The organism is Streptomyces sp. WP-1, assembly GCF_030450125.1.
Lineage (GTDB): Bacteria > Actinomycetota > Actinomycetes > Streptomycetales > Streptomycetaceae > Streptomyces > Streptomyces incarnatus.
In genome coordinates this window covers 4,356,587-4,378,332 of the sequence record NZ_CP123923.1, presented here as the reverse complement: position 1 = coordinate 4,378,332, position 21,746 = coordinate 4,356,587, and the positions used below count along the sequence as shown (strand labels likewise).

General features: G+C 70.6%; 19 protein-coding genes. 13 read left to right on the top strand and 6 right to left on the bottom strand.

From position 1 onward, the window contains the following. Positions 1 to 92 precede the first annotated feature (92 nt). The gene (locus QHG49_RS19110) at positions 93 to 566 is read left to right on the top strand and encodes a carboxymuconolactone decarboxylase family protein (RefSeq protein WP_159702644.1); all 474 of its coding nucleotides are present in this window, start codon (positions 93 to 95) and stop codon (positions 564 to 566) included. A gap of 69 nt (positions 567 to 635) precedes the next feature. Here QHG49_RS19110 and QHG49_RS19105 read toward each other — a convergent pair whose 3' ends face one another. Next, the gene (locus QHG49_RS19105) at positions 636 to 1,094 is read right to left on the bottom strand and encodes a DUF2000 domain-containing protein (RefSeq protein WP_236576337.1); all 459 of its coding nucleotides are present in this window, start codon (positions 1,092 to 1,094) and stop codon (positions 636 to 638) included. A 49-nt stretch (positions 1,095 to 1,143) separates the two neighbouring features. Between QHG49_RS19105 and QHG49_RS19100 the strand changes: the two genes are divergently transcribed. After that, positions 1,144 to 1,995 carry an AraC family transcriptional regulator gene (locus tag QHG49_RS19100; protein ID WP_159702647.1) on the top strand — a complete coding sequence of 284 codons (852 nt, stop codon included), beginning with the start codon at positions 1,144 to 1,146 and terminating at the stop codon, positions 1,993 to 1,995. A gap of 10 nt (positions 1,996 to 2,005) precedes the next feature. Here QHG49_RS19100 and QHG49_RS19095 read toward each other — a convergent pair whose 3' ends face one another. Beyond that, on the bottom strand, positions 2,006 to 2,506 hold the full coding sequence (locus QHG49_RS19095; RefSeq protein ID WP_301490463.1) for a YbjN domain-containing protein: 501 nt from the start codon (positions 2,504 to 2,506) through the stop codon (positions 2,006 to 2,008). Beyond that, complete coding sequence (gene mshA, locus QHG49_RS19090; protein WP_201300597.1) at positions 2,499 to 3,836, bottom strand: D-inositol-3-phosphate glycosyltransferase; 1,338 nt, start codon at positions 3,834 to 3,836, stop codon at positions 2,499 to 2,501. Before mshA ends, QHG49_RS19095 begins: the two co-directional genes overlap by 8 nt. Before the next feature lie 262 nt (positions 3,837 to 4,098). Here mshA and QHG49_RS19085 point away from each other — a divergent pair, with 262 nt between their 5' ends. The 3 genes from QHG49_RS19085 (at position 4,099) to QHG49_RS19075 (ending at position 8,037) form a co-directional block, all read left to right on the top strand. Further along, the gene (locus QHG49_RS19085; protein ID WP_301490461.1) at positions 4,099 to 4,914 is read left to right on the top strand and encodes a class I SAM-dependent methyltransferase; all 816 of its coding nucleotides are present in this window, start codon (positions 4,099 to 4,101) and stop codon (positions 4,912 to 4,914) included. 227 nt (positions 4,915 to 5,141) lie between these two features. Beyond that, positions 5,142 to 6,227, top strand: a complete 1,086-nt coding sequence (locus QHG49_RS19080) for a C40 family peptidase (protein ID WP_301490460.1) — start codon at positions 5,142 to 5,144, stop codon at positions 6,225 to 6,227. A gap of 514 nt (positions 6,228 to 6,741) precedes the next feature. Continuing rightward, positions 6,742 to 8,037 carry a PP2C family protein-serine/threonine phosphatase gene (locus QHG49_RS19075; RefSeq protein ID WP_159702659.1) on the top strand — a complete coding sequence of 432 codons (1,296 nt, stop codon included), beginning with the start codon at positions 6,742 to 6,744 and terminating at the stop codon, positions 8,035 to 8,037. A gap of 105 nt (positions 8,038 to 8,142) precedes the next feature. On the opposite strand, the gene QHG49_RS19070 is transcribed toward QHG49_RS19075, so the two are convergent. The 3 genes from QHG49_RS19070 to QHG49_RS19060 all read right to left on the bottom strand — a co-directional run bounded on the left by QHG49_RS19070 (position 8,143) and on the right by QHG49_RS19060 (position 9,711). Then, on the bottom strand, positions 8,143 to 8,484 hold the full coding sequence (locus QHG49_RS19070) for a DUF2516 family protein (RefSeq protein WP_167532264.1): 342 nt from the start codon (positions 8,482 to 8,484) through the stop codon (positions 8,143 to 8,145). A gap of 113 nt (positions 8,485 to 8,597) precedes the next feature. Next, positions 8,598 to 9,200 (bottom strand): hypothetical protein, encoded by a 603-nt coding sequence (locus QHG49_RS19065; RefSeq protein WP_159702662.1) that lies wholly within the window; start codon positions 9,198 to 9,200, stop codon positions 8,598 to 8,600. Between the two features lie 79 nt (positions 9,201 to 9,279). Next, positions 9,280 to 9,711 carry a helix-turn-helix transcriptional regulator gene (locus tag QHG49_RS19060; protein WP_145485823.1) on the bottom strand — a complete coding sequence of 144 codons (432 nt, stop codon included), beginning with the start codon at positions 9,709 to 9,711 and terminating at the stop codon, positions 9,280 to 9,282. A gap of 222 nt (positions 9,712 to 9,933) precedes the next feature. Between QHG49_RS19060 and QHG49_RS19055 the strand changes: the two genes are divergently transcribed. Genes QHG49_RS19055 through QHG49_RS19020 form a run of 8 tightly spaced genes read left to right on the top strand, consistent with a single transcriptional unit; the run spans position 9,934 to position 21,712 of the window. After that, a complete protein-coding gene (locus QHG49_RS19055) occupies positions 9,934 to 12,519 on the top strand; it encodes a lantibiotic dehydratase (protein WP_301490459.1) in 2,586 nt (861 codons plus the stop codon). Positions 12,520 to 12,567: 48 nt separating this feature from the next. Beyond that, the gene (locus QHG49_RS19050; RefSeq protein WP_301490458.1) at positions 12,568 to 13,908 is read left to right on the top strand and encodes a radical SAM protein; all 1,341 of its coding nucleotides are present in this window, start codon (positions 12,568 to 12,570) and stop codon (positions 13,906 to 13,908) included. Between the two features lies 1 nt (position 13,909). Next, a complete protein-coding gene (locus QHG49_RS19045; RefSeq protein ID WP_159702674.1) occupies positions 13,910 to 15,004 on the top strand; it encodes an arginase family protein in 1,095 nt (364 codons plus the stop codon). Beyond that, the gene (locus QHG49_RS19040) at positions 15,001 to 16,053 is read left to right on the top strand and encodes a hypothetical protein (RefSeq protein WP_301490457.1); all 1,053 of its coding nucleotides are present in this window, start codon (positions 15,001 to 15,003) and stop codon (positions 16,051 to 16,053) included. The genes QHG49_RS19045 and QHG49_RS19040 overlap by 4 nt, the downstream gene beginning before the upstream one ends. Beyond that, positions 16,053 to 16,988 (top strand): PHP domain-containing protein, encoded by a 936-nt coding sequence (locus QHG49_RS19035; RefSeq protein ID WP_301490456.1) that lies wholly within the window; start codon positions 16,053 to 16,055, stop codon positions 16,986 to 16,988. The genes QHG49_RS19040 and QHG49_RS19035 overlap by 1 nt, the downstream gene beginning before the upstream one ends. Beyond that, entirely contained in the window at positions 16,985 to 19,570 is a 2,586-nt protein-coding gene (locus QHG49_RS19030) for a lantibiotic dehydratase (protein ID WP_301490454.1), read from the top strand. The genes QHG49_RS19035 and QHG49_RS19030 overlap by 4 nt, the downstream gene beginning before the upstream one ends. Further along, a complete protein-coding gene (locus tag QHG49_RS19025; RefSeq protein ID WP_301490453.1) occupies positions 19,567 to 20,811 on the top strand; it encodes an MFS transporter in 1,245 nt (414 codons plus the stop codon). The genes QHG49_RS19030 and QHG49_RS19025 overlap by 4 nt, the downstream gene beginning before the upstream one ends. Then, positions 20,804 to 21,712, top strand: coding sequence for a phosphotransferase family protein (locus tag QHG49_RS19020; protein ID WP_301490452.1), 909 nt, complete (start codon positions 20,804 to 20,806; stop codon positions 21,710 to 21,712). The genes QHG49_RS19025 and QHG49_RS19020 overlap by 8 nt, the downstream gene beginning before the upstream one ends. The last annotated feature ends 34 nt before the right edge of the window (positions 21,713 to 21,746 follow it).

Genomic DNA, 21,746 nt, shown 5'->3' with positions numbered 1-21,746 from the left:
GTCACAGTCGACCTTGTCACATTCCCCGCGCCCCCTCCGTCCATGAGGTGTAGCCAGCACGAGCAGTACGACCCACACAGGAGCACATCGCCATGGACGCCCGTCTGAACCTGATGACCAACCCCGTCGCCGGCACGTTCCTCAAGTACGTCAACTCGGCCGGAAAGGTGCTGTCGGACTCCACTCTCCCGGCCGCGACACAGGAGTTGGTGAAGCTCCGGGCCAGCCAGATCAACGGCTGCGGGTTCTGCACCGACATGCACAGCAAGGACGCCGAGGCCGCCGGGGAGAGCGCGCGGCGGCTGCACCTGGTCGCCGCCTGGCGCGAGGCCACGGTGTTCACGGAGGCCGAGCGTGCCGCGCTGGAGCTGACCGAGCAGGGCACCCGGATCGCGGACGCGGCCGGCGGGGTCACCGACGAGGCTTGGGCGGAGGCCGCCCGGCACTACGACGAGGAGCAGCTCACCGCCCTCGTCGGCCTGATCGCGGTCATCAACCTGTACAACCGGGTGAACGTCATCGTGCGGCAGCCCGCGGGCGACTACCAGCCCGGCATGTTCGGCTGACCGCCGCGGACCGGGGGCGGGGGGCGGCCGGTACGGGGGTCCGGCCGCATCCCCTGGAGGGGGCGCGCGTCAGGGGTGCATGCGCGCCCCCTTCAGCACCTTGTCCACCCCGCCTCGCGGGCCGTACACCGCGAGCCCGACCAGGTCCAGATCGGCCGCCGGTACGGCGCGCACGGCCGCGCGGTTGTCGCGGTCGTTGCCGGTGGCGAACAGGTCCGCGGTGAACACGGCGCAGGGCAGGGCCCGGCCGAGCGCCCGCCCGTGGGCCGCGCGCAGGGTCTCCTTCTCGCCCTCGAAGACCAGCACCGGCTGCCGGAACATGGGCAGGTACCGGGTGCCGTCCGCGTCCTCGTAGGGCTCGCCGACCACCTCGGGCAGCGTCGCGCCGAGGCCGCTGACCAGGAACGCGGTGACGTTCAGCCGCTGCCAGGAGGCCAGGTCCGCGCGCAGCAGCACGGCGATCTTGGTGTCGAAGCGGACGGGCTCGGCGGGCCGGGAGGGGACCGGGGCGGGGGTCGGGGTGCTCATGGGACGAGACTGCCGGTCCCCGCCCGGCGCGGTCTTGTACGTTGTTTGCATGGCCACGAGCAGGGCCGTGAGCAGGGCGGCGCGCGGGGCCCCGGGCGAGCCGGGCGCGGAAGTGAGCGCGTGGCGTCCCCGGGTGCCGGGCGTCACCGAGGTCTTCCACGCCCATTTCACCGAGTACGCCTATCCGATGCACGTCCACGACGCCTGGACCCTGCTCATCGTGGACGACGGCGCGGTCCGCTACGACCTCGACCGGCACGAGCACGGCACCCCGCTCGACACGGTCAGCCTGCTGCCCCCGCACGTGCCGCACAACGGCTCCCCGGCGACCCCGGGCGGCTTCCGCAAGCGGGTCGTCTACCTCGACAGCAGCCGGCTCGGCGAGGAGCTGATCGGGGCGGCCGTCGACGGACCCGATCTGCGCGACCCCGTGCTGCGCCTGCGGGTCGGGCAGCTGCACGCGGCCCTCGCCCGCCCCGGCGACGAGCTGGAGGCGGAGAGCAGGCTGACCCTCGTCGGGGAACGGCTGCGGGGGCATCTGCGGCGGCGCGTCGAGCCGCCGGGGCTCCGCCGGGAACCCGGACTCGCGCGGAAGCTGCGGGAGTTGCTGGACTCCCGGCTCACCGACGGCGTCTCGCTCGCGGAGGCATCCGGGCTGCTGCACGCCCATCCGGCCCATCTCGTACGGGCGTTCAGCGGGGCGTACGGCATCGCACCGCACCAGTACCTGATGTCACGCCGGGTCGGCCGGGCCCGCCGGCTGCTGCTGGACGGGCTGCCGCCCGGCGAGGTGGCGGCCCTGACCGGGTTCTACGACCAGGCCCATCTCACCCGCCACTTCCGCAGGTTGGTCGGGGTGCCGCCGGGCCGCTATCGGAGTGGGACGCGCCGAAACTCGTAGCCTCTGGACTTCATTCGACAGGGCGCTCGATGAGGTGCTTGAAGGCGTCCAGGTTGCGGGTGGACTCGCCGCGGGAGACGCGCCAGGCGTACTCCTTGCGGATGGAGGTCGCGAAGCCCAGCTCCAGAAGGGAGTTGAAGGCGCCGTCGGCCGCCTCCAGGATCTGGCCGAGGAGGCGGTCGATCTCGTCGGGGCTGGCGGAGGCGAGCGGGAGGCGCGCGGTGACGTAGACGTCGCCGAGGCGGTCGACGGCGTAACTCACGCCGTACAGCTTGAGGTTGCGTTCCAGGAGCCAGCGGTGGACGCCCGCCTCGTTCTCGTCGGGGTGGCGTACGACGAAGGCGTTGAGGGAGAGGGAGTGCCGGCCGACGAGGAAGGAGACGGTGGTGGACAGCTTGTGGGTGCCGGGCAGCTTGACCACGTAGGTCCCGGTCTCGGGGTTCTCCCACTCCAGTTCGGCGTCCTGGAAGACGGCCTCCAGGACCTGTCCGGCCTTCTCGACATCACCCATGGTGGGAGCGTACGCGACGGCGGTACGACTGGGTCGCGGCCGTGTAGACGTCGGCGGTCGCCGCGGCCGCCGCGTCCCAGCCGAAGGAGCGGGCGTGCCGGGCGGCGGCGTCGCCCATGCGCGTGGTGAGCGCCTGGTCGTCGGCGAACCGGGCGAGGACGCGCGCGTAGTCGGCCGGTTCGTGCCCCTGGACCAGGAAGCCGGTCTCGCCGTCGCGCACCGCCACCGGCAGCCCGCCGACCGACGCGGCGAGCACCGGGGTGCCGGCCGCCTGCGCCTCGATGGCGACCAGCCCGAAGGATTCGCTGTAGGACGGCATGACCAGCACGGACGCGGCCCGGAACCAGTCCGCGAGCTGCTCCTGGCCGACGGGCGGGCGGAACCGTACGACGTCCGCGATGCCGAGCCGGGCGGCCAGCTTCTGGAGGCCCTCGGGCTTGGCGAGGCCGCTGCCGCTGGGCCCGCCGACGACCGGCACGAGGATCCTGGAGCGCAGTTCGGGGCGTTCGTCGAGGAGGACGGCCACCGCGCGCAGCAGCACGTCCGGGGCCTTCAGGGGCTGTATGCGGCCCGCGAAGAGGGGGATCAGGGCGTCCTTGGGCAGCCCGAGGCGGGCGCGGGCGGCGGCCCGGCCGTCGGCAGGGCGGAAGCGCTCCAGGTTGACGCCGGGGTGGACGACGGCGACCGAGCCGGGGTCGGCGTCGTAGTAGCGGACCAGTTCGCCGGCTTCGTCGTCGGTGTTGGCGATCAGCCGGTCGGCGGCGGCGACGATCTGGGTCTCGCCGATGACCCGGGCGGCGGGCTCGGGGCGGTCGCCGACGGCCAGATGGGCGTTCTTGACCTTGGCCATGGTGTGCATGGCGTGCACCAGGGGGACGCCCCAGCGCTGGGCGGCGAGCCAGCCGACGTGGCCGGAGAGCCAGTAGTGGGAGTGGACCAGGTCGTAGTAGCCGGGGCGGTGGCCGGCCCATGCCTGCATCACGCCGTGTGTGAAGGCGCACAGCTGGGCGGGCAGCTCCTCCTTGGCGAGGCCCTCGTACGGGCCCGCGTCGACGTGCCGGACCAGGACGCCGGGGGCGAGCTGGACGGTGGGCGGCAGATCGCCCGCGGTGGCCCGGGTGAAGACCTCCACCTCGATGCCGAGCGCGGCGAGCCGCTGGGCCAGCTCCACGATGTAGACGTTCATACCGCCCGCGTCGCCGGTGCCGGGCTGGTGCAGGGGTGAGGTGTGCACGGAGAGCATCGCGACCCTGCGGGGCCGGCGGAGCAGCCGTAGCCGGGGCGCGGCGGACGGGGAGCGGCGCCCGAGCCTGCTGGCGTACTGGCTCACGTGGCGGTCCTCCTTGCTGCGGGCATGCCGGGCGGAGGACTCGCCTGCGCCCTCCACGGGGGTGCAACAGCGTGCTGGGGGCCGGTCATTTCCGGATCAAGCCGCTTTACCGAATCATTACCTTGGCGACTCAACCCGGCCTCCTCGATCTCCCTGCCTCCGCCCGGTGATCTCCCTGCCTCCGCCTGGTCCCGACCCGGTACCCCTCGACCCGGCCCGGTACCCCCTCGACCCGGCTCCGCACCCCTTTACCCTCGTACTCATGGCAACCCGCGCATCCACCCTCCGTCCCGTGGGGACCGTGACGCGCGGCACCACCAATCCCAACCGGCTGCGCCGCATGGACCGCTGGATCGCCGCCGTCCACGGCGCCGAGCTGCGCCGCGCCGCCGAGCCGGTCGCCGTCGACCTCGGCTACGGCGCCGCCCCCTGGACCGCCGTGGAACTGCTCGGCAGGCTGCGCACCGCCGCCCCTCGCACCCGGGTCATCGGCATCGAGATCGAGCCGGAGCGGGTCGCGGCGGCGCGGCCGTACGAGCGCGAGGGGCTGGTCTTCCGGCACGGCGGCTTCGAGGTCCCGGTGGCCGGGCGGCCACTGCTGATCCGCGCGGCGAATGTGCTGCGCCAGTACGACGAGGACCAGGTCGCCGCCGTCTGGGAGCGGCTGTGCGCGCGGCTGGCCCCGGCGGGCGGCGGCTCGCGCGGGGGGCTGCTGGTCGAGGGGACGTGCGACGAGATCGGGCGGCGGCACGTGTGGGTGGCGCTCGGGCCCGAGGGGCCCCGGACCGTCACCTTCGCCACCCGGCTCGGCTCCCTGGACCGCCCCTCCGACCTCGCCGAACGGCTGCCGAAGGCGCTGATCCACCGCAATGTGCCCGGTGAGCCGGTGCACGCCTTCCTTCGCGACTTCGACCGCGCCTGGGCGGCGGCCGCGCCGTACGCCGCGTACGGCGCCCGGCAGCGCTGGCTGCGCACGGTGCGCGCCCTCACCGCGGACTGGCCGGTGACGGACGCGCCGGGCCGCTGGCGGCAGGGTGAAGTGACCGTGGCGTGGGGGGCATTGGCGCCCAGGGGCTGAAGCCGCTGTGCAAACCACCCCTTCGGGTGGGCGGGCGACGGAACGAACCCGGCGCGTCGTTCGTCAGACGGACGAGGTGATCGTCGGACGGGCGCGGTGATCGTCGACTTGGCCGCACCGGGGGGAAATCCGACTTTCCTCATGGCCTCTGTCGCTTTGCGCGCGGTCGTGGCACGATCCCTCAGGCGTCCATAAGTTACTGACGGTAAATCAGCTGGGGGGTAGGTATGGGTACGGGCAAGCGCGGTCTGCTCGCGGCCGCCCTGACCGTGGTCTGCGCGGTGGCCGTACTCGCGGCACCCGGGACGGCGCTCGCCGCGCCGGCACCCCCGCAGGGCACCGGTCCGGCGGCCGGCACGAAGCCGGAACCCGTGCCGGACAAGGACCTTGAGCAGGTCCGCGAGAAGCTGGACAAGCTCTACCACGACGCGGCCGTGGCCACCGACGCGTACAACGCGGCGGAGGAGAAGACGAAGAAGCAGTCCGCCGAGATCGTCTCGCTGGCCAAGAAGATCGAGGCCGGGCAGCGCAAGCTCGCGCAGCTCAAGGACCAGGCGGGTGCGGCGGCCCGGGAGCAGTACCGCACCGGAGGGGTGCCGCCCACCGCCCAGTTCCTGCTCAGCGACGACCCGGACCAGTTCCTGGACGGCGCGGGCCTGGTCCTCCAGAGCCAGCAGGCGGCCAACCATCTGATCGGCGAACGGACATACACCCAGCAGCAGTTGCGGGACTACGCCGCCGACGCGGCCGCCCAGTGGAAGAAGCTGGACGCCGACCGCAAGGCCAAGGCGAGCGCCAAGAAGAAGATCCAGCAGCAGATCGACGCCGCGAAGAAGCTGGAGTCCTCGCTGGAGGAGAAGCAGCGCGAACGGCTCGCGCAGCTGGAGCAGAAGGCCGCGCTGAAGGCGCAGACCGCCTGGCTGGACACCGGCATCCTCGACCGGATCCACGGCAAGGCGTCGGCGGCGGGCGAGAAGGCCGTGGCGTTCGCCACCGCCCAGCTCGGCAAGCCGTATGTATGGGGCGCCGCGGGCCCGGACTCCTTCGACTGCTCGGGGCTGACCTCCCAGGCGTGGGCCGCGGCCGGCCGCCCCATCCCGCGCACCTCCCAGGAGCAGTGGCAGCAGCTCAAGCACGTCGACGTCAAGGACATGCGGCCCGGCGACCTCGTCATCTACTTCGACGACGCCAGCCATGTCGCCCTGTACATAGGGGACGGCGCGATCATCCAGGCCCCGCGTCCGGGGCGTTCGGTGACGGTCGCGGGCGCGGGTTCGATGCCGATCCTGGGGGTCGTACGACCCGACGCGTGACGGGAGCGGGCCGCGCGGGGCGGGGAGGTGGGCCTGCGCGGGGCGGGATGTCGGGCCGCCCGGCGCGGGGTTGTCGCCCCCGGCGCGAGGATGTCGGCCTTCCCGGCACGAGGATGTCGGCCTTCCCGGCACGGGGATGTCGGCCGCCCGGCGCGGGGGCGTGAGGCGCGTCGCGTGAGCCGCGTCGCGTGAGCCGCGTCGCGTGAGCCGCGTCGCGTGAGCCGCGTTATACGGCTGCCGTTATACGGCTTTCGTCCCGGTGGCACGGGCCATGTGACCCACTCCACCGCCAACCCCCGCGCAAACCGGGGCAGGACGTGAGCTTCGTCATCCCCCGGGGCCCGGTTCGCTGTCCAACTGCGGTACGGAAAGCGGCATATGACAGTGGCCTGCGCCGGAGCGACGGGGCTCACACCATTCCATCGAGGTGGCCCCACCCGCTAGGGTCACCCGTCGGTGGGTCGAGACCCCTCGACACCGCCGTGCCCTCGGGGGGAGGGAAGGAACCCAGACGATGCCCGTACCCGTACCGCGGCAGAGAGCGATCCCGGCCGTGGAGAGTGGTCAGGCGCAGGCCGCCGGCGCCGTCGGCGGCCCCCTCAAGGAAGAGGCCCACCGCGACGCCGCGCCCGTGAGCGGCGCCACTCTCACCCTGCTGCTGATCGAGGACGACCCGGTCGGCTCGCCGATCGTGCCCGAACTGCTGGACTCGGCCGGCAAGCCGGTCCGGGTGCGCACCGCCCGCAACCTCACCGAGGCCGAGCGGCTGCTCACCGACGACGTCCACTGCATCCTGCTGGACCTGGCGCTGCCCGCGCCGGGCGGCAGCGACACCGACGACGAGCTGGCCGTGCTGCACCACGTCCTCCAGCTCGCGCCCCGGCATGCCGTGCTGGCCCTGACCGGCTCCGGCGACGCCGAGCGTGGCGCGGAGGCGGTGCGCGTCGGCGCGCAGGACTACCTCGTCCGGGACGAGCTGGACAGCCGGCTGCTCAGCCGAGCCGTCCGCTACGCGGTGGAGCGGAAACGATCCGACACCGCGGAACGCCGGCTCACCGAGAGCCGGCTGCGGGCGCAGGAGAACCGGCGCCTGGAGCGGGGGCTGCTGCCCACACCGCTGCTCGACGGCTCCTCGCTGCGGTTCGCGGCCCGGTACCGTCCGGGCCGCTCGCGCGCCCTGCTCGGCGGCGACTTCTACGACGCCGTGCGCACCCCCGACGGCACGGTGCACGCCATGATCGGCGACGTCTGCGGGCACGGCCCGGACGAGGCGGCGCTCGGCGTGGAGCTGCGGATCGCCTGGCGGGCGCTCACCCTCGCGGGGCTGTGCGGGGACGAGCTGCTGGGCACGCTCCAGGAGGTGCTGGAGCACGAGCGGCCGGACGAGGAGATCTTCGCGACGCTGTGCACGGTGGACATCGCGCCCGACGGCCGCCACGCGGGGCTGTGCCTGGCCGGCCATCCGGCCCCGCTGCTGGTGCGCCCCGGCGTACCGGCGCGGCTGCTGCCGTACGACGACAACGGTCCCGCCCTCGGCATGCTGCCCGGGTCGCACTGGTCGCGGAAGCGGGTGGAGCTGGGCGCCGAGTGGAGCCTGATGCTCTACACCGACGGGCTGATCGAGGGCCGCGTCGGGGCCGGCGGGGAGCGGCTCGGCCAGGACGGCATGGTGGAGATGATCCGCCGCCAGCTCGCCGAGGGGCTGCGGGGCGAGGAGCTGCTGCGGGCCGCGGTGCAGGAGGTGCGCCGGCTCAACGAGGGCGAGCTGGCGGACGACGTGGCGGTGGTGCTGCTGGACCGGACGGCGTAGGGGTCGCTCCTCGCCGCCGCGGACCGCGGGGCCGTCGTGGCCGCTCGCGCGGTTCCCCACGCCCCTCACGGGGGCGGGCCGCGTCCCTCGCGGGGCGGGGTGTTCTCAGCGCCCGCCGTTCCAGGGGCCGTACGGACCGTCGCTGCTGCTGCCGCGGCGGCCGTAGCCTCCGCCGCCCGTGACCTGCCTGAGCGCGGGGCGTACGTCCACGATGTAGACGATGCTGGCCACGGCGCCGGCGATCGGCAGGATTGCCAGGACCGAGAAGATCACGCTGGCGACCAGGGCGATGCCCAGGATGATCAGCCAGAAGACCTTGTTCTGCTTGTCGGCCGCGCGGAAGGCGTCCTCGCGCCGCACCGCGGCGTCGACGAGCGCGAACGCGGCCAGGGCCATGAGGACGATCTTCAGGATCCCCATGAATCCCGCGAAGCCCAACATCAGCATGCTTGCCACCGCTCCCGTTCCGCCGCTCGGTCCCTACGCCGCAACCGTACCCATAGAACGGGCGGAACGGGCCGGACACCCCAAAGACGTCCGGCCCGCCGCCGCCCGCGCGGTCACTGGGCCGGCGGGGTGGGCTTCTTCGTGGGGGTGGTCCTGCGGGCGGCCGGGGACTTCCGGGCGGCGGCGGCCTTCTTCTCCGCGGCGGCCTCGGGCGTGGCGACCTTGGGCCGGCCGGCCTCGTCCTTGACCTCGACGGGCTCGGGCTTGCCCTCGACGACGATGGCCAGCTCCTCGATGTCCTCGGCGGCCTCGCCGCGCCAGGTCTTCACGGCAGCCTCGCCGTGCTCGGCGACCTTCTCGTAGGCCTCGCGGGCCTTGACGGCGTACTCGGCGGCGACGCCCACGCCGCGCAGGGCGAGGTCCTGGGCCTGCTCGCCGAGCTTCTTCAGGTCGACGTCGAAGCCGCCGATCAGCTCGGTGACCTTGGTCTGGAGGGTCTCCTGGGCCTCCTTGGCCCGGGCGGTGGCCTTCTCCTGCACGGCCTTCGGGTCGGTGCCGCGCACCTTCTCGATCCGGGCCGGGGCCTCGGCGCGCAGCTGCTCGACCAGCGCGGGCACCTTCTTGGCCTGCTGGAGGGCGAGGTCGGCGGTACCGGCGGCGAAGTAGAGCGGGGTCGGGTCGCTGAGGGTCTTGCGCAGGTCGTCGGTGATGGCCATGGTGATCAGGTCCTCCCGGATCTCGCGTTCGGCTGAGGTGGTGTGGTTCGCGGTGGGCGCCCGGTGCCCTGGTCCGGCGTCAGCCGGCCGTCCGCCGCGAGCCGGCATCGTCGTCGTCCGTTCCCTGCTCCGCGCCGTCCTCACCCGCGGGTTCGCCGGTCCCGAATCCGTTCTCCTTGCGGAAGGACTCGTAGATCTGGAGCAGCACCTGCTTCTGCCGCTCGTTGAGCGAGGGATCGGCGAGGATGACGGCGCGCGTCTCCACCTCGTCCCGGTCCCGCTCGGCGTCGAGGATGCCGGCGCGGACGTACAGCGTCTCGGCGGAGATCCGCAGGGCCTTGGCGACCTGCTGCAACACCTCCGCGCTGGGCTTGCGCAGCCCGCGCTCGATCTGGCTCAGATACGGATTGGACACCCCGGCCGCCTCGGCGAGCTGCCGCAGCGACAGCTGGGCGTTCCGCCGCTGCTCGCGCAGATACTCACCGAGATTGCCGACGTTCAGCGATGCCATGCCTCCACCATGCCCCACCCCCGCTAACAATTGCAAGCACCCGCTTGCAATAGTGCGTGAGGGTGTCGAGCCCCCGGGTCGGGCCCGAGCACGACAGGTGTCGCGTGATCGCCCCATCTTTGGCTTGAAGTCGGCGAGCCCACGCATATGCCATTGAAGACGTCTCATTGCATGACTAGCGTCACACCCTGTTGTGGGCACTGAGCGGCAACAGGGGCGGTCATGAACGGGCGAGGACAGCATCAGGACGACGCATGGCTTCGGGGTGGCAACATCCCGACCGACCACTCCAGTGACCGCAGCGAGTGGGCGCTCGCTCCGATCATGCTGCTGCGCCACGCCGGATTCCCCTGCTCTCTCCTGCACAAACTCGCCGACTCGTCGACTCCGAGAGCCGCGGATGCCGTACTCGCCCGCTGCGACGAGGCGCTTCAGATCGGGCAACGGCTGAAGGCGGTGCTGCGCGAGGAGCGCGTGGGTACGAAGGGGGACATCGCCTCCGGGGTGGGCATGCTGCGGCCTTTTTCGCCGCGGGATCTCGCACGCTTGGAGACAGACCTCGGCCCGACGTCCATGGAGATGGTCAAGCGCTACCAGGACGCGGTTCTGGCCCTGGACAGCGTGTGGGTGTCCTTCGAGAAGGATCACGCTGCCGCGCTGATGCGCGGCCGGGAGACTGTCGTACGCCTCTTCCGGGACCCCGCGCTCCAACAGGTTCTGCTCCTGTCGAACGACGCACGCTTCGAGGAGTTCGCCGGATGGATCGACGGTGGCGGAGGAGGTTCGGACGGGCACGTCAAGCGCATGACCGACCTGCTCGCCATGTATCTCCAGCGGGTCACGACGAAGAACGAGACACATTCGCACTTCGGCCCTCTCGCGGTGGCCCGGACGGCACCCGCCACCGCGGGGATCTCCTGGTCCACCGGTCCACTGCGGCGCATCGCCTTCCTGAGCCACTGGGCAGGTGAAGCGATCGCCGAAGCGTTCAGCGGCCGCCCTGAGCACTTCGAGACCGTACGTCCTCGGCGGCGCCCGCTCGCGTTCAGCCAGGATTCGCGGATCCGGCTGTACGCCTTCGAGACGCGGACGGGCATGCCGGACGACTGGCGCTTCGTCGAGGTGACGGCCGAAACGTTCGACAACGACCAGACGTGGCTGTGGGATCTGTGCGAAGGCGAGCGCACAGTGGCACAGCTCCGCGCCGCATGGACGCGACGCGGCGGCACCCCGTCCCAGCGCACTTTCGACGAGGTGCTGCATGAACTGGTGAGCGACGGCTGGCTGATGGCACGCTGGGAAATTCCCGTCGGAGCCGCCGATCCTCTCCAGACGCTGACCGGACACCTGAAGGAAGGGACAGCCGAGCTCGCGGTGGTGCAGTGGTTCGCCGATGCACTGCGGCAGTTCGCCGACGGCCCGGTCGAGGACCGTGCAGCCCTGCTGAGCAGCCTCAAGAAGAAGTTCGAGGAGATCACCGGGACGGCAGCCAACCGTTCCCAGGGACTGCACTACTCCGACCGGAGCGTTCTCTATGAGGAGGCGTACAGCCCCGTCCGGAACATGACCCTCGGCCACGACGTCGAGAACCTCATCAGCCGCGAACTGTCCGTGGTCTACAATCTGACACTCCTCGCCCCCCGGCTCCGTATCCGCCGCGAGCAGGAAATCCTGCACGGCTGGATGAAGGAACGCTTCGGCCTGGGAAACCCCGTCCCTCTCCAGCACTTCTACGCCGGCTTCTTCGAGGACAAGCCGCAGCTCGCCCGACAGTGCGAGGAAGTGGACCGGGACATCGCGACGCTCGACCACGAGATCACTACCGTACTGCTGGCAGGAACCACCGGCGATCAGCACGAGACGGTCGTCGACCGGGGTCAGCTGGAGGAACTGCTCGCGCGCCATCCGGCCACGCCACCGGCGCTGTGCAATCCGGACGTCATGCTCGCCGCACTGGACGCCGACGCGCTCGCCGACGGCGACTTCCTCGCCGTCGTGGGCGACTGCCATGCCGTCCGCGAGGCGCTCACCCACTCCAGCTTCGCCTCGATGATGCAGGCCGAGGCTCCGGACCTGCTCGACGAGATCTACACGCGGTACCAGAGCCTTCTCGACGAGGACGAGGTGCTGATCGACCTCTCCCGCGCACATCCTGACAAGACCGCCGCCCAACTGACCTATCCCTGCCCGGACCTGGAGGTCCACGGACTGTCCCCGAAGGATCGGGGCGCCGTGCTCCAGCCCCATCAGCTGTACGTCGTGGCGACCGCCGAACGCCTGGAGCTACGCGCCCAGGGAATGGAGGGCCGGCTGAAGCTGCTCGCCCCGCTGGCCGGCGGACCGAGCATCCGCCAGGACCCGTTGTCCCCGTTCGCCTTCCCCCGGCACTTCGGAGGCGTCGGAATACGCAGCACCGGTCACGACCATCTGCCACGCATCCGCTGCGGCCGCGTCGTACTGCATCGGGAGCGCTGGCGCATATCCGCGAACGCCCTTCGCGGATGGAGCCCCGGGGGGCGCCCGGCAAAGGGGGATGCGGCCGAGTTCGCCGCCGCTCGCAGGCTCCGCCGTGACCTGGACCTGCCCCGCCACGGTTTCCTGAAGATCCCCGGCGAGCCGAAACCGGTGTACGTCGACTGGGAGTCCCCTCTCCTCGTCAGGCAGATCTTCCGTCTTGCCCGGAGGTCGGACTCCCCCTTGGAATTCAGCGAAATGCTCCCGTCGCCGGAACAACTCTGGCTCGAGATCGACGGAGAACGCCATACGAGCGAGCTGCGCTGTGCGGTCTTCTCCCGCGGTTCCAGCTGACCGCTCCACTTCGAGGATGCCCCATCATCATCGAGCAAAGGGACGACCATGCCCAAGAGCTGCATAGTCCAACTTCCTTTCCCCTCCAGTCATGACCCGGACATCCACCTGTCGAGCTACTACGACGACTACGACCGGAGGTTCCGGGCGCTGCTCCCCGAGTACTTCATCCCGTCCGACGGGTTGTGGGAGATGCCGCTGTGGGTCGCCCATCTGACTGCGCTGCTGGACACTGCGGGCATCGACTCCGTCTTCCGTGACCTGTCGAGGACGCCGGCGGAACCGGACGCCTGCTCCGAACCATTGCTGGAGGCGACAACCCCCGGCGATCTGGTCCTCATGTCCCCTCTCGCCCAGAACTTCCGCCTCGCGCTGGACGTGGCCAAACACCTGGAGCACGCCGGACGCCGTGTCGTCCTCGGCGGGAACATGGCCCCACTCGCCCCGGACGGTTCCGTCCACGCGGTACACCGCGGCCAGCTCGACGCCACCTTCGTGCGCAGGCTCGTGGGCCTCGCCTCCGGAGCGGGCGGGGGCCTGGAGAAGCCTCTTCTGCCCGGGCTGGTGTCCGAGCGGATCACCTGGGCACCGGACTACCGCCATCTCGGCGGCTACGAGGGCCGGGTTCCTCTGCTGCGGCTCAACGCCAGCCACGGATGCCTGTACCAGTGCTCTTTCTGCGGCGACGCCTGGAGCAAGCAGCTCACCCTCGTGGAGAAGGGCGCCCTTGAGCAGGAAGTGGACGAACTCACCGCCCGGTTCCCGGACACCCGGCTCTTCTACATCGGCGACAAGACATTCGGCCAGTCACGCGAAGCGGTCGCCAACTTGTTGGACGTCTTCCGCGACCGGCCCGGATACCGGTTCATCGTGCAGACACATGTCATGCAGGTGAAGGACTGGATCGTCGACGCCATGCGGGAACTCGGCGTCGTCGCCGTGGAACTCGGCTTCGAGTCGGCCGACTCCCAGATGCTGAAACGGCTCAACAAACTCTCACGCGGCCTCGACGACTACACCACGAAAATCCACAAGTTGAGCGACGCCGGCCTGAAGGTCGTGCTCAACATGATGGGCGGCCTCGACGAGGAGACGGAAGCCGCGCACGGCCAGACCGTCGACTGGATGCGGGAGAACAGCTCGGCGCTGTGGCTCTTCAACCTCTACAACTTCGTTCCCTACCCGCTCACCCCGGACTTCCCGAGGCTGCGTGAGCGCATATTCAACTGGGACTTCGCCGACTGGCGGGAGGACGTACCCGTCGTCTACCGGCCGCAGCATCTGTCTCCCGAAGCGAGCTGGGACCTGTTCCAGGAGAAGATCGCCGCTGCGCACGACATCATCCGCACCCCGGTGACCGTTCCCACGTCCTCTGCGCAGGAGAAGTGACATGACCGAGCTCCCCGACTTCGAAGCGCTGCAGAACGGTGTCAAGGCCGAGGACTTCGCGGAGGACCCGCTTCCGGGATGGGCGGGTGTCGCGACGCTCTTCGGTACCCCCACCACCCGCGCCGACCGGGTGGACGTGGGAGAGGACGGCTGGGTGGTGTCCGGTGTTCCTTTCGACGCCACCGCCAGTTCCCGGCCGGGAGCCGCGGAAGGGCCCCGGGCCATCCGCCAGGCAAGCCTGGTCTTCTCCAGCTATCTGACCAGTCTGGGACAGTGGCGGATGCTGGACACCCGTACCGGCCAGGCGTTCCGCTACCGCGCCCCCCAGGTCGCGGATGCCGGTGACCTGCACGTCTACCCGACGAACACCGTGCGGACGTTCCAGGCCGTCGCGGCGGAGAGCCGTCGGCTGAGCCAGTCCGCGCCGCGTCTGATCTTCCTCAACGGTGACCACTCGTGCACCTTCCCGACGTTCGCCGGTTTCCGTGCCGGGCGGCTCGACCGCGGCGCGGGCCGCGTGGGGTTCATCAACATCGACCATCACTTCGATTTCGGCAACTGGAGCACGCTGCACGGGCCGCTGTACCACGGCTCCAACTCCCGCAGGATCAGCGAGATCCCACAGATGCGTCCGGAGGACATGGCCTTCGTCGGCGTCGGCGACGTGACCAAGTACGACCAGTACCGAGGTCTGATCGACAGCGGCTTCCACGTCGTGCCGGGCTCCCAGATCGTCAGGGACGGCGCCGCCGCCGCTCTGCGCCCCCTCATCGAGGAACTCGGCTCGCGGTGTGACACGGTCTACGTCTCGCTCGACATCGACGTGCTCGACAGCGCCTCGGCGTCCGGCACCGGCCACGTGACCATGGGCGGCATCAGCACCGGGGACCTCCTCGACGTCTACGAGGAACTCCGCGCGCTTCCCGTAGGCGCCGTCGACGTGGCGGAGGTCGCACCTCGCTACGACCCGTCCGGTGGCACCGCCCAGATCGCGGCACGCCTGCTCTTCGAGTTCCTGTTCCGCACCGAGTGCGTTGCGTCCGAGTTCGCGCCCTGGTCCGACGGCACCTTTGACGAACCCCTGGAGCACCAGTGAAATTCACCCCCACAGAGGCTCAGTTCGACTGCACCGGTCTCGTCTTTGGGCCGCAGGACCGGCGCGAACAGGCACTGGACGACTTGGCCGCCGCGTCCGTCGGCGTCATCCACCGGGTTGGCTTCGCGGTGTTCCGTATCGGCCGCCTGCGGCTGGGCGTCGAGGAGAGCCGTCGGCTGTCGACAGCCCTGGCCGGACGGATCCGCGCCGCGCTGATCGCCCGTGGCGCCCCCGCAAAGATGCGGCTGGAGATCGACCGGTCGCAGCAGACGTACGTACCCGAGGGCTTCTCCACCCGGACCCTGCTGCCCCACCACGACGGACAGCACTGCTCCTATCTGACGCCCAGCCTCCAGGACGCGCCCGACTGGGATCCCGCCTGGAGAGAGTTCGGCAGCTCCGGCTACACCACCACTCCCGCGCACAAGATGTACCAGGGCATCTTCCTCCCCGACGTGGGAGAAGGACTGAGCGTCACGACGTACTACGACTGGCTCGGCGTCATCGACGACGTGCTCGACCGGCGTGGCATCGAAGCCGGGGACGATCGGCCGGCCGCTGCGGCACGCTGGATCGGTGCCAACCTGCGCCGGGGGCTGGAGCGTCAGCCGGAGCACGGCTGCGCCTATCCGTCGTTCGGAGCCATGCTCGGTCTGGAGGAGCCCCTTTGGCACGGCCTGTCCTTCCACCACGGCGAGGCCGTGCTGACGAAGGAGGAACGGGTTCGCCACCCCGCCGCCGTGCCACTGGCCCAGCGCTGTGCCTGCGGGGACTGCGAGGGCGAGGCGGCACGTCTCTTCTGCCATCAGGTGCTCATGGCCACCGGCCTGACCTGGGCACAGTTCCGACGCCGCTGGGAAGTACTCGCACCGGGTGAGCACTGCGACCTGTTGTTCGGCCACAACCTCACCATGCTCCACGGCGGCCTGGCCGGCGGCCCGGGGCGGATCATCGAACCACTGTGCCTGGTCATGGACACCCCAGCCGGCCCCGAGTACGAGCGATGGCTGGCCGCGTCCTGGCGGCGTACCCTTCCCGGAGCGCATTGATGCGGGGGCCGTCCGCCACTCTCGCCACCTCGGTCGACTTGCATCTGCACACCCGGCACTCCGACGGGGACGAGGCTCCGGCAGAGCTGGCGCGGCGCTGTGTCGACGCCGGGCTACGCGTGGCCGCCGTGACTGACCACAACACCGTGGCCGGCATCGCCGCGTTCGATCAGGCCATCGGCGGACGCCTCACCGTCGTACCGGCTTGCGAGATCACCGCCACCTGGCGTGGCGAGGAGACCCACTGCCTGGCCTACTTCGTCGACCCCCGTGACCCGAAGTTCCGGGAACGGATCGGTGGCATCCACGACGCCGAACTGGTGTGGTGGCGCACCTGGACCGACCGCGTCCAGGCCATAGGAGTGCCGCTCACCTGGGACGATGTGGTGCGGCGCCTCGGCGGCCACCGTGTGGCCTACGTCGGCGACTATCTCGCCCTGCTGCTGGAGGCAACGCACGGCGACCCGAGGTTCGCCGCTTACACGGCCGAGGCGTACGACCGGCTCGTGGCCGACTGGTGTCGTCCCGGTCGGCCACTCCATGTGGAGCATCCTGAGAAGCCCGACGTGGCCGACGTCCTGTCATGGATCGAGGAGGCGGGCGGGGCCGCCGTCCTCGCACACCCCGGCACGTTCGTGACGGGCCTGGACGTTTCCGAATGCGTGGAGCTGCTGAAGCCACTGGCGGAAGCCGGACTGGCAGGGCTCGAAGTGTGGACGAGCTGGCATACGCCGGCTGTCAGCGCCCGCCTCACCGACGTGTGCGACCTGCTTGGCCTCGTCGCGACAGCCGGGTCCGACTACCACGGGGCGCGGGTCAAGCCCTGGGCGCCGCGGCCCGGCCTGCTGCCCGCTCTCCCCGCGGATCCCCTGGCCGTCATCGACGCGCTGCACGACCGTCGTCCCGTCCGCACGAGTACCGAGGCAGGGCTGTGACCAGCGTCAACGACCCCCAGACCGCCACCAGCACCGTCCCGGGCGGGGCGTGGAGGCTTGTACCGATCGTCGTGCTCCGGCAGGCCGGCTTCCCGATGGAGGCGCTCACCCCCCTCGTGGACCCCGCCTCCGTCGATGAGGCCCACGCTCTCCTGGAGAGCAGGAGCCGGCTGACTTCGCTGGCGCGGGAACTCAAGCCGGTGCTGCGGCAGCACCAGGTCCCCGGTTGCCCGCAGTCGGCGTCGCGCGTGGGGCAGCTGCGGCCGCTGCCAGGCCGTGAACTGCGGCGGGCCACCGCAGCGCTGCCCGACGAGGCGGCACGCACTCTGCGCGCCTACCAGGCCTTGGCAGAGGAGTTCGCCGGGGAACAGGATGCCTTTGCCGCCCGGCACCGCACCCGGCTGGAGCGCGCGAGAACCGCCGTGGTCGAGGCGTTCGGCGACGAGCACCTGCGGCAAGTGCTGCTGCTGTCGAACGACGCTGCGTACCCGGAGTTCGCCGCGTGGCTCGACACCTTCCAGGGGGATATGGGGCGGCACACCCGCAGAATGACCGACCTGCTCACCATGTACCTCCAGCGGGTGACAACGAAGAACGAGACCCACTCCCACTTCGGACCGTTCACCGTGGGCCGGGTCGGGGAAGTGCCGGGCATCGCATGGACCTCGGAACGGGAGATGGAGCGCCGGACGCTCTTCAGCCACTGGGCCGCGGAGAAGCTCGCCCAGAGCGCCGCTGCGGTCCCCGGCCTGTTCGACTTCGTACGTCCTCGCAGGCGCCCGCTGTCCTTCCTGCGCGACGGCCGTATCGACCTCTACGCGTTCACCACTCGGGACGGGCTGGACACCGACTGGAACTTCCGACATCTCGGGGGCAGGGAGGTGGCAGCGCACGAGGAATGGCTGTGGCAGCGCTGCGACGGCGAACGATCGCTCCGCGAGTTGCGCTCGGAGTGGGATACCGAGTTCGGTTCCCGCATCCCCGTCCCCTTCGACCTGGTGCTGAAGGAGCTGGTCGCGCAAGAGTGGGTGGTGGCCGAGTTCGAGATCCCTGTCGGCGATCACGAGCCCCTGGCCGTCCTGCGCCGACAGCTGCTCTCCGCTCCACCGGGGCAGGCCGCGCCGATCCTCTCCGCCATCGGTCACTTCGAGGAGGACCTGGCCCGCTTCGCGAAGCTGCCCCTTGCCGAGCGGCCTGCCGCACTGGCCGCGACCAAGGCCAGGTTCGAGAAACTGACGGGAACCCCCGCGAACCGCAACGGCGGCCTGCACTACGCCGACCGGAGCGTCCTGTTCGAGGAGGCCCACGGCGAGCCGGCCGGCCTGACCATCGGCCCGGACATCGCCCGTTTCATCACGGACGAACTGTCGATCGTGTACGAGACCGTGCTCGCGCGTCCACGGCTGCGCATGCGGCGTGAGCTCGCCGTTCTCACGCGATGGGTGACGGAGCACTTCGGCGCCGATGTCGAGGTCCCCCTGGACCGCCTCTACTCGGAGTTCTTCCGGGACCGGCACGCCCTTGAGGAGGAGTGCGCCGCCGTTGAGGCCGAACTGGCGGCGCTCGACCGGGTGATCACCGACGCCCTGCTGGGGGAGGGGGGTGTGGACCGGCCGGAGGTCGTCGTGGAAAGGGACCGGATGGAGGCGATCCTCGCTGCCCATCCCCGTACGCCTGCGGCAGTCGTCGATCCGGACGTGCTGTTCGCTGCCGCACGTCGTCAGGACCTGCGGGAGGGCCGGTTCACCGCGGTGATCGGAGACTGCCACGCCGTCCGGGAGGTCATCACCCACACCAGCTTCGGCCCCCTGATCCAGGAACGCGCCCCGGAGCTGCTGCCAGCGGTGTACGAGGGCTACCTGTCCCTGCTCGACGACGGCGAGGTCCTCGCCAACCTGTCACGTGGCCACCCGGACAAGTCGTCGACGCAGCTCGTCTACCCCTGCTACGACCTGGAGGTCTACGGCCGTTCCGGGCAGTCGCGCGACCGGGTGGTGCAGCCCTCCCAGCTGTACGTCGTGCTCCGTGACGGACGGCTGGAACTGCGTGCCCAGGGTGTCGCGGGAAGGCTACGACTCATGGCACCCCCGGCCGGCGGACCGAGCATCCGCCAGGACCCGCTCTCCCCGTTCGCTTTCCCGCGTCACTTCGGCGGGGCGGGACTGGACGCCCCCACACTGGAGCACATCCCCCGTATCCGCTGTGGCCGTGTCGTCCTGCAACGCGAGACCTGGCGGGTCCCCGCCGCCCGCCTGCGTGGTGCGGCCGCCTTCGACGGCCCCGTGGGACAGACGGGCGGCGAGGAGGCCGCGGAGTTCGTCGCGGCCTGCCGACTGCGTTCCGAGCTCGGCCTGCCCCGGCACGTCTTCGTCAAGGTCCCCGATGAGCCGAAGCCGATCTACGTCGACTGGCAGGCTCCGCTCCTGGTACGGCAGTTGTGCCGACTGGCCGCACGGAAGGACGGCACACTGGAGATCTCCGAGATGTTGCCCACGCCCGACCAACGCTGGCTGAGCGTGCACGGTCATCGCTACACCAGCGAGCTGCGGTGCGCCGTGTTCTCACCGGGGAGCCCGAGGTGAGCGCAGACACCACCTTTCGCTTCGGTTCCGGCTATCACCGGGTGATCGGTGCTGCGAGCGCGTCGGCTGTCGGCGACGGCATGCGTTTCGCCGCCCTTCCGCTGCTGTCCGCCGCGCTGCTGCGCGACGCGTTCCAGGTGTCCGCGGTCACCGCGGCCACGACGGTGCCCTGGCTGCTGTTCGGACTGCCGGCAGGGGCGTATGCCGACCGGTTCGAGCGCGGTCGCCTGATGGTCATCGCCGACCTGCTGCGCGCCCTGACGCTGATCGTCACCGTGGTGCTGCTCGCCTGCGGCTGGCTGACGTTGTGGCCCCTGATGACCGCGGCGTTCCTGCTGGGTGTCGGGGAGGTGCTGTTCGACTGCGCGTCCTTCGCGCTGCTGCCGAGCATCGTCCCCAAAGAGAAGCTGGAGGCGGCGAACGGCCGGCTCTTCGCGGTCCAGACCGTGGGCCGCGATCTGCTGGGACATGTGCTCGGCGGCGTGCTCTTCGTGGCGGGCAGGGCGATTCCCCTCCTGCTCGACGCACTCTCCTTCCTGATGTCCGCGGCGCTGCTGACCGGCGTTCGCGGGCCGCAGCCCGAGCAATCCACTGCCAGGCCACAGCTCCTGACCGACATCCGCGAGGGCCTGGTCCACGTGCTGCGTGACCCTCTGTTGCGCGCCCTGACCCTCTCCGCGGGCGTCATCAACGCTGTGTACCTGGGACAGATCGCCGTCTTCGTCGTCCTGGTGCGCGACGTGCTCGAACTCCCGGACGCCGCGTACGGGGCACTGCTGGCCGCCGGAGCTGCCGGGGGCGTGGTCGGCAGCATGGCCGCGAGCCGTATGACCGCAGCGATGGGCCGGGTCCCCACCCTGATCGGGAACCTGGCCCTGATGGGTCTGGGAGGTCTGGCGGTGGCGGCAACCGACAGCGTGTACGTGGTCACCGCCGGATACTGCGTCGCCGGGTTCGGCCTCATGGTCTGGAACGTCGTGGCTGTCTCCCTGCGGCAGGAACTCATCCCGGATCACCTCCTCGGCCGGGCAACGGGCGTGTATCGGTTGTTCGCCTGGGGGACGATGCCCCTCGGCGCGCTGATCTTCGGCTGGCTGGGCACGTCGGCGGGGCCGCAGACGGCCTTCGCGGTCGGCGGCGCGGTCACACTGGTGATGTGCGTGCCCATCGCTTTCAATCTGCTGAAGGACAGCAGGATCACCGACGACCGCAAGACCCCCGAAGGCGCACATGATGAGTAAGCGATTCGCCGAGTTGGACAGCCTGGCCGAACGGTGGGGCTTGAGCGACCTGGAACTGGTCGGCAAGGGTCTGGAATTCTCCGTCCATCGGGCGCGAGGGCGCGACGGGCAGCCCGTCGCGGTACGTCTCGCGCACCGGCGATTCGACTCGAACGCCAATGACCCCCATGTGGACACCCGGGCCCTGCTCCGGCAGGAGTACGAGATCGCGAGGCATCTGACCGCCCACGGTCTGCCCGTCCCTGAGGCGAAGGAACTCGTCCTGGCGGACGAGCCGGCATCCCCCGACGTACTGCTGTCCGCATATGTCCCCGACGACGGATCGGATCTCGACTCCTTCGCGCTGGGGCGGCTCCTCGCGCGGCTTCATCAGGTGCCGCCACCGCGTCTGACGCCCGTCGCGTCGGAGGGAGTGCCTACGGCGAGCGCGATCACCGCACGTATCGGGCGCCGTTGGGCCGAGATCGGCCGCCTTGTCGACGACTGGCCCGAACCGCCGGACGCGTCTCTTGTCGCCGGACATCTCACCAGCCTCACCGGGGCCAGCCTCCTGCACCTCGACGTCCGCAGCGACAACATCCGACGGCGGCAGGGGCAGACCGTCGCCCTGCTGGATTGGTCGAACGCCCTGCTCGGGTCCCCCTCGGTGGAATTTGGGCGCCTTGTCGAGTATGCGCGGTATCCGGAGAACGAGCTCGATATGGAAGCGATCCGCAGCGGATACGCGATGACGGCAATGGTTCCGCCCGACAGCGATCCGTGCTTGTTGGTGTGCCGACTGGACGCCGCACTGATGCTGGCTCTCGTCTTCCTCTCCGAGGCGCCCGACCCGAGCCGCGGACCGGCGGCAGCCGACCACGCACGAGAGCTCGCGCTCAGGGTGATCGCACGTCACACGTAACCGTTCATTTCACTTCGAGCCTCGCGGAGTAGCC

Excerpts from the sequence above, each read along its gene's own strand:
- QHG49_RS19075 (WP_159702659.1), top strand. The coding sequence starts at position 6,742 with ATGCCCGTACCCGTACCGCGGCAGAGAGCGATCCCGGCCGTGGAGAGT.
- QHG49_RS19095 (WP_301490463.1), bottom strand. The coding sequence starts at position 2,506 with ATGGGTGATGTCGAGAAGGCCGGACAGGTCCTGGAGGCCGTCTTCCAG.
- QHG49_RS19055 (WP_301490459.1), top strand. The coding sequence starts at position 9,934 with ATGAACGGGCGAGGACAGCATCAGGACGACGCATGGCTTCGGGGTGGC.
- QHG49_RS19085 (WP_301490461.1), top strand. The coding sequence starts at position 4,099 with ATGGCAACCCGCGCATCCACCCTCCGTCCCGTGGGGACCGTGACGCGC.
- QHG49_RS19105 (WP_236576337.1), bottom strand. The coding sequence starts at position 1,094 with ATGAGCACCCCGACCCCCGCCCCGGTCCCCTCCCGGCCCGCCGAGCCC.
- QHG49_RS19100 (WP_159702647.1), top strand. The coding sequence starts at position 1,144 with ATGGCCACGAGCAGGGCCGTGAGCAGGGCGGCGCGCGGGGCCCCGGGC.
- QHG49_RS19080 (WP_301490460.1), top strand. The coding sequence starts at position 5,142 with ATGGGTACGGGCAAGCGCGGTCTGCTCGCGGCCGCCCTGACCGTGGTC.
- QHG49_RS19110 (WP_159702644.1), top strand. The coding sequence starts at position 93 with ATGGACGCCCGTCTGAACCTGATGACCAACCCCGTCGCCGGCACGTTC.
- QHG49_RS19050 (WP_301490458.1), top strand. The coding sequence starts at position 12,568 with ATGCCCAAGAGCTGCATAGTCCAACTTCCTTTCCCCTCCAGTCATGAC.
- QHG49_RS19045 (WP_159702674.1), top strand. The coding sequence starts at position 13,910 with ATGACCGAGCTCCCCGACTTCGAAGCGCTGCAGAACGGTGTCAAGGCC.
- QHG49_RS19065 (WP_159702662.1), bottom strand. The coding sequence starts at position 9,200 with ATGGCCATCACCGACGACCTGCGCAAGACCCTCAGCGACCCGACCCCG.
- QHG49_RS19020 (WP_301490452.1), top strand. The coding sequence starts at position 20,804 with ATGAGTAAGCGATTCGCCGAGTTGGACAGCCTGGCCGAACGGTGGGGC.
- QHG49_RS19035 (WP_301490456.1), top strand. The coding sequence starts at position 16,053 with ATGCGGGGGCCGTCCGCCACTCTCGCCACCTCGGTCGACTTGCATCTG.
- QHG49_RS19060 (WP_145485823.1), bottom strand. The coding sequence starts at position 9,711 with ATGGCATCGCTGAACGTCGGCAATCTCGGTGAGTATCTGCGCGAGCAG.
- QHG49_RS19070 (WP_167532264.1), bottom strand. The coding sequence starts at position 8,484 with ATGCTGATGTTGGGCTTCGCGGGATTCATGGGGATCCTGAAGATCGTC.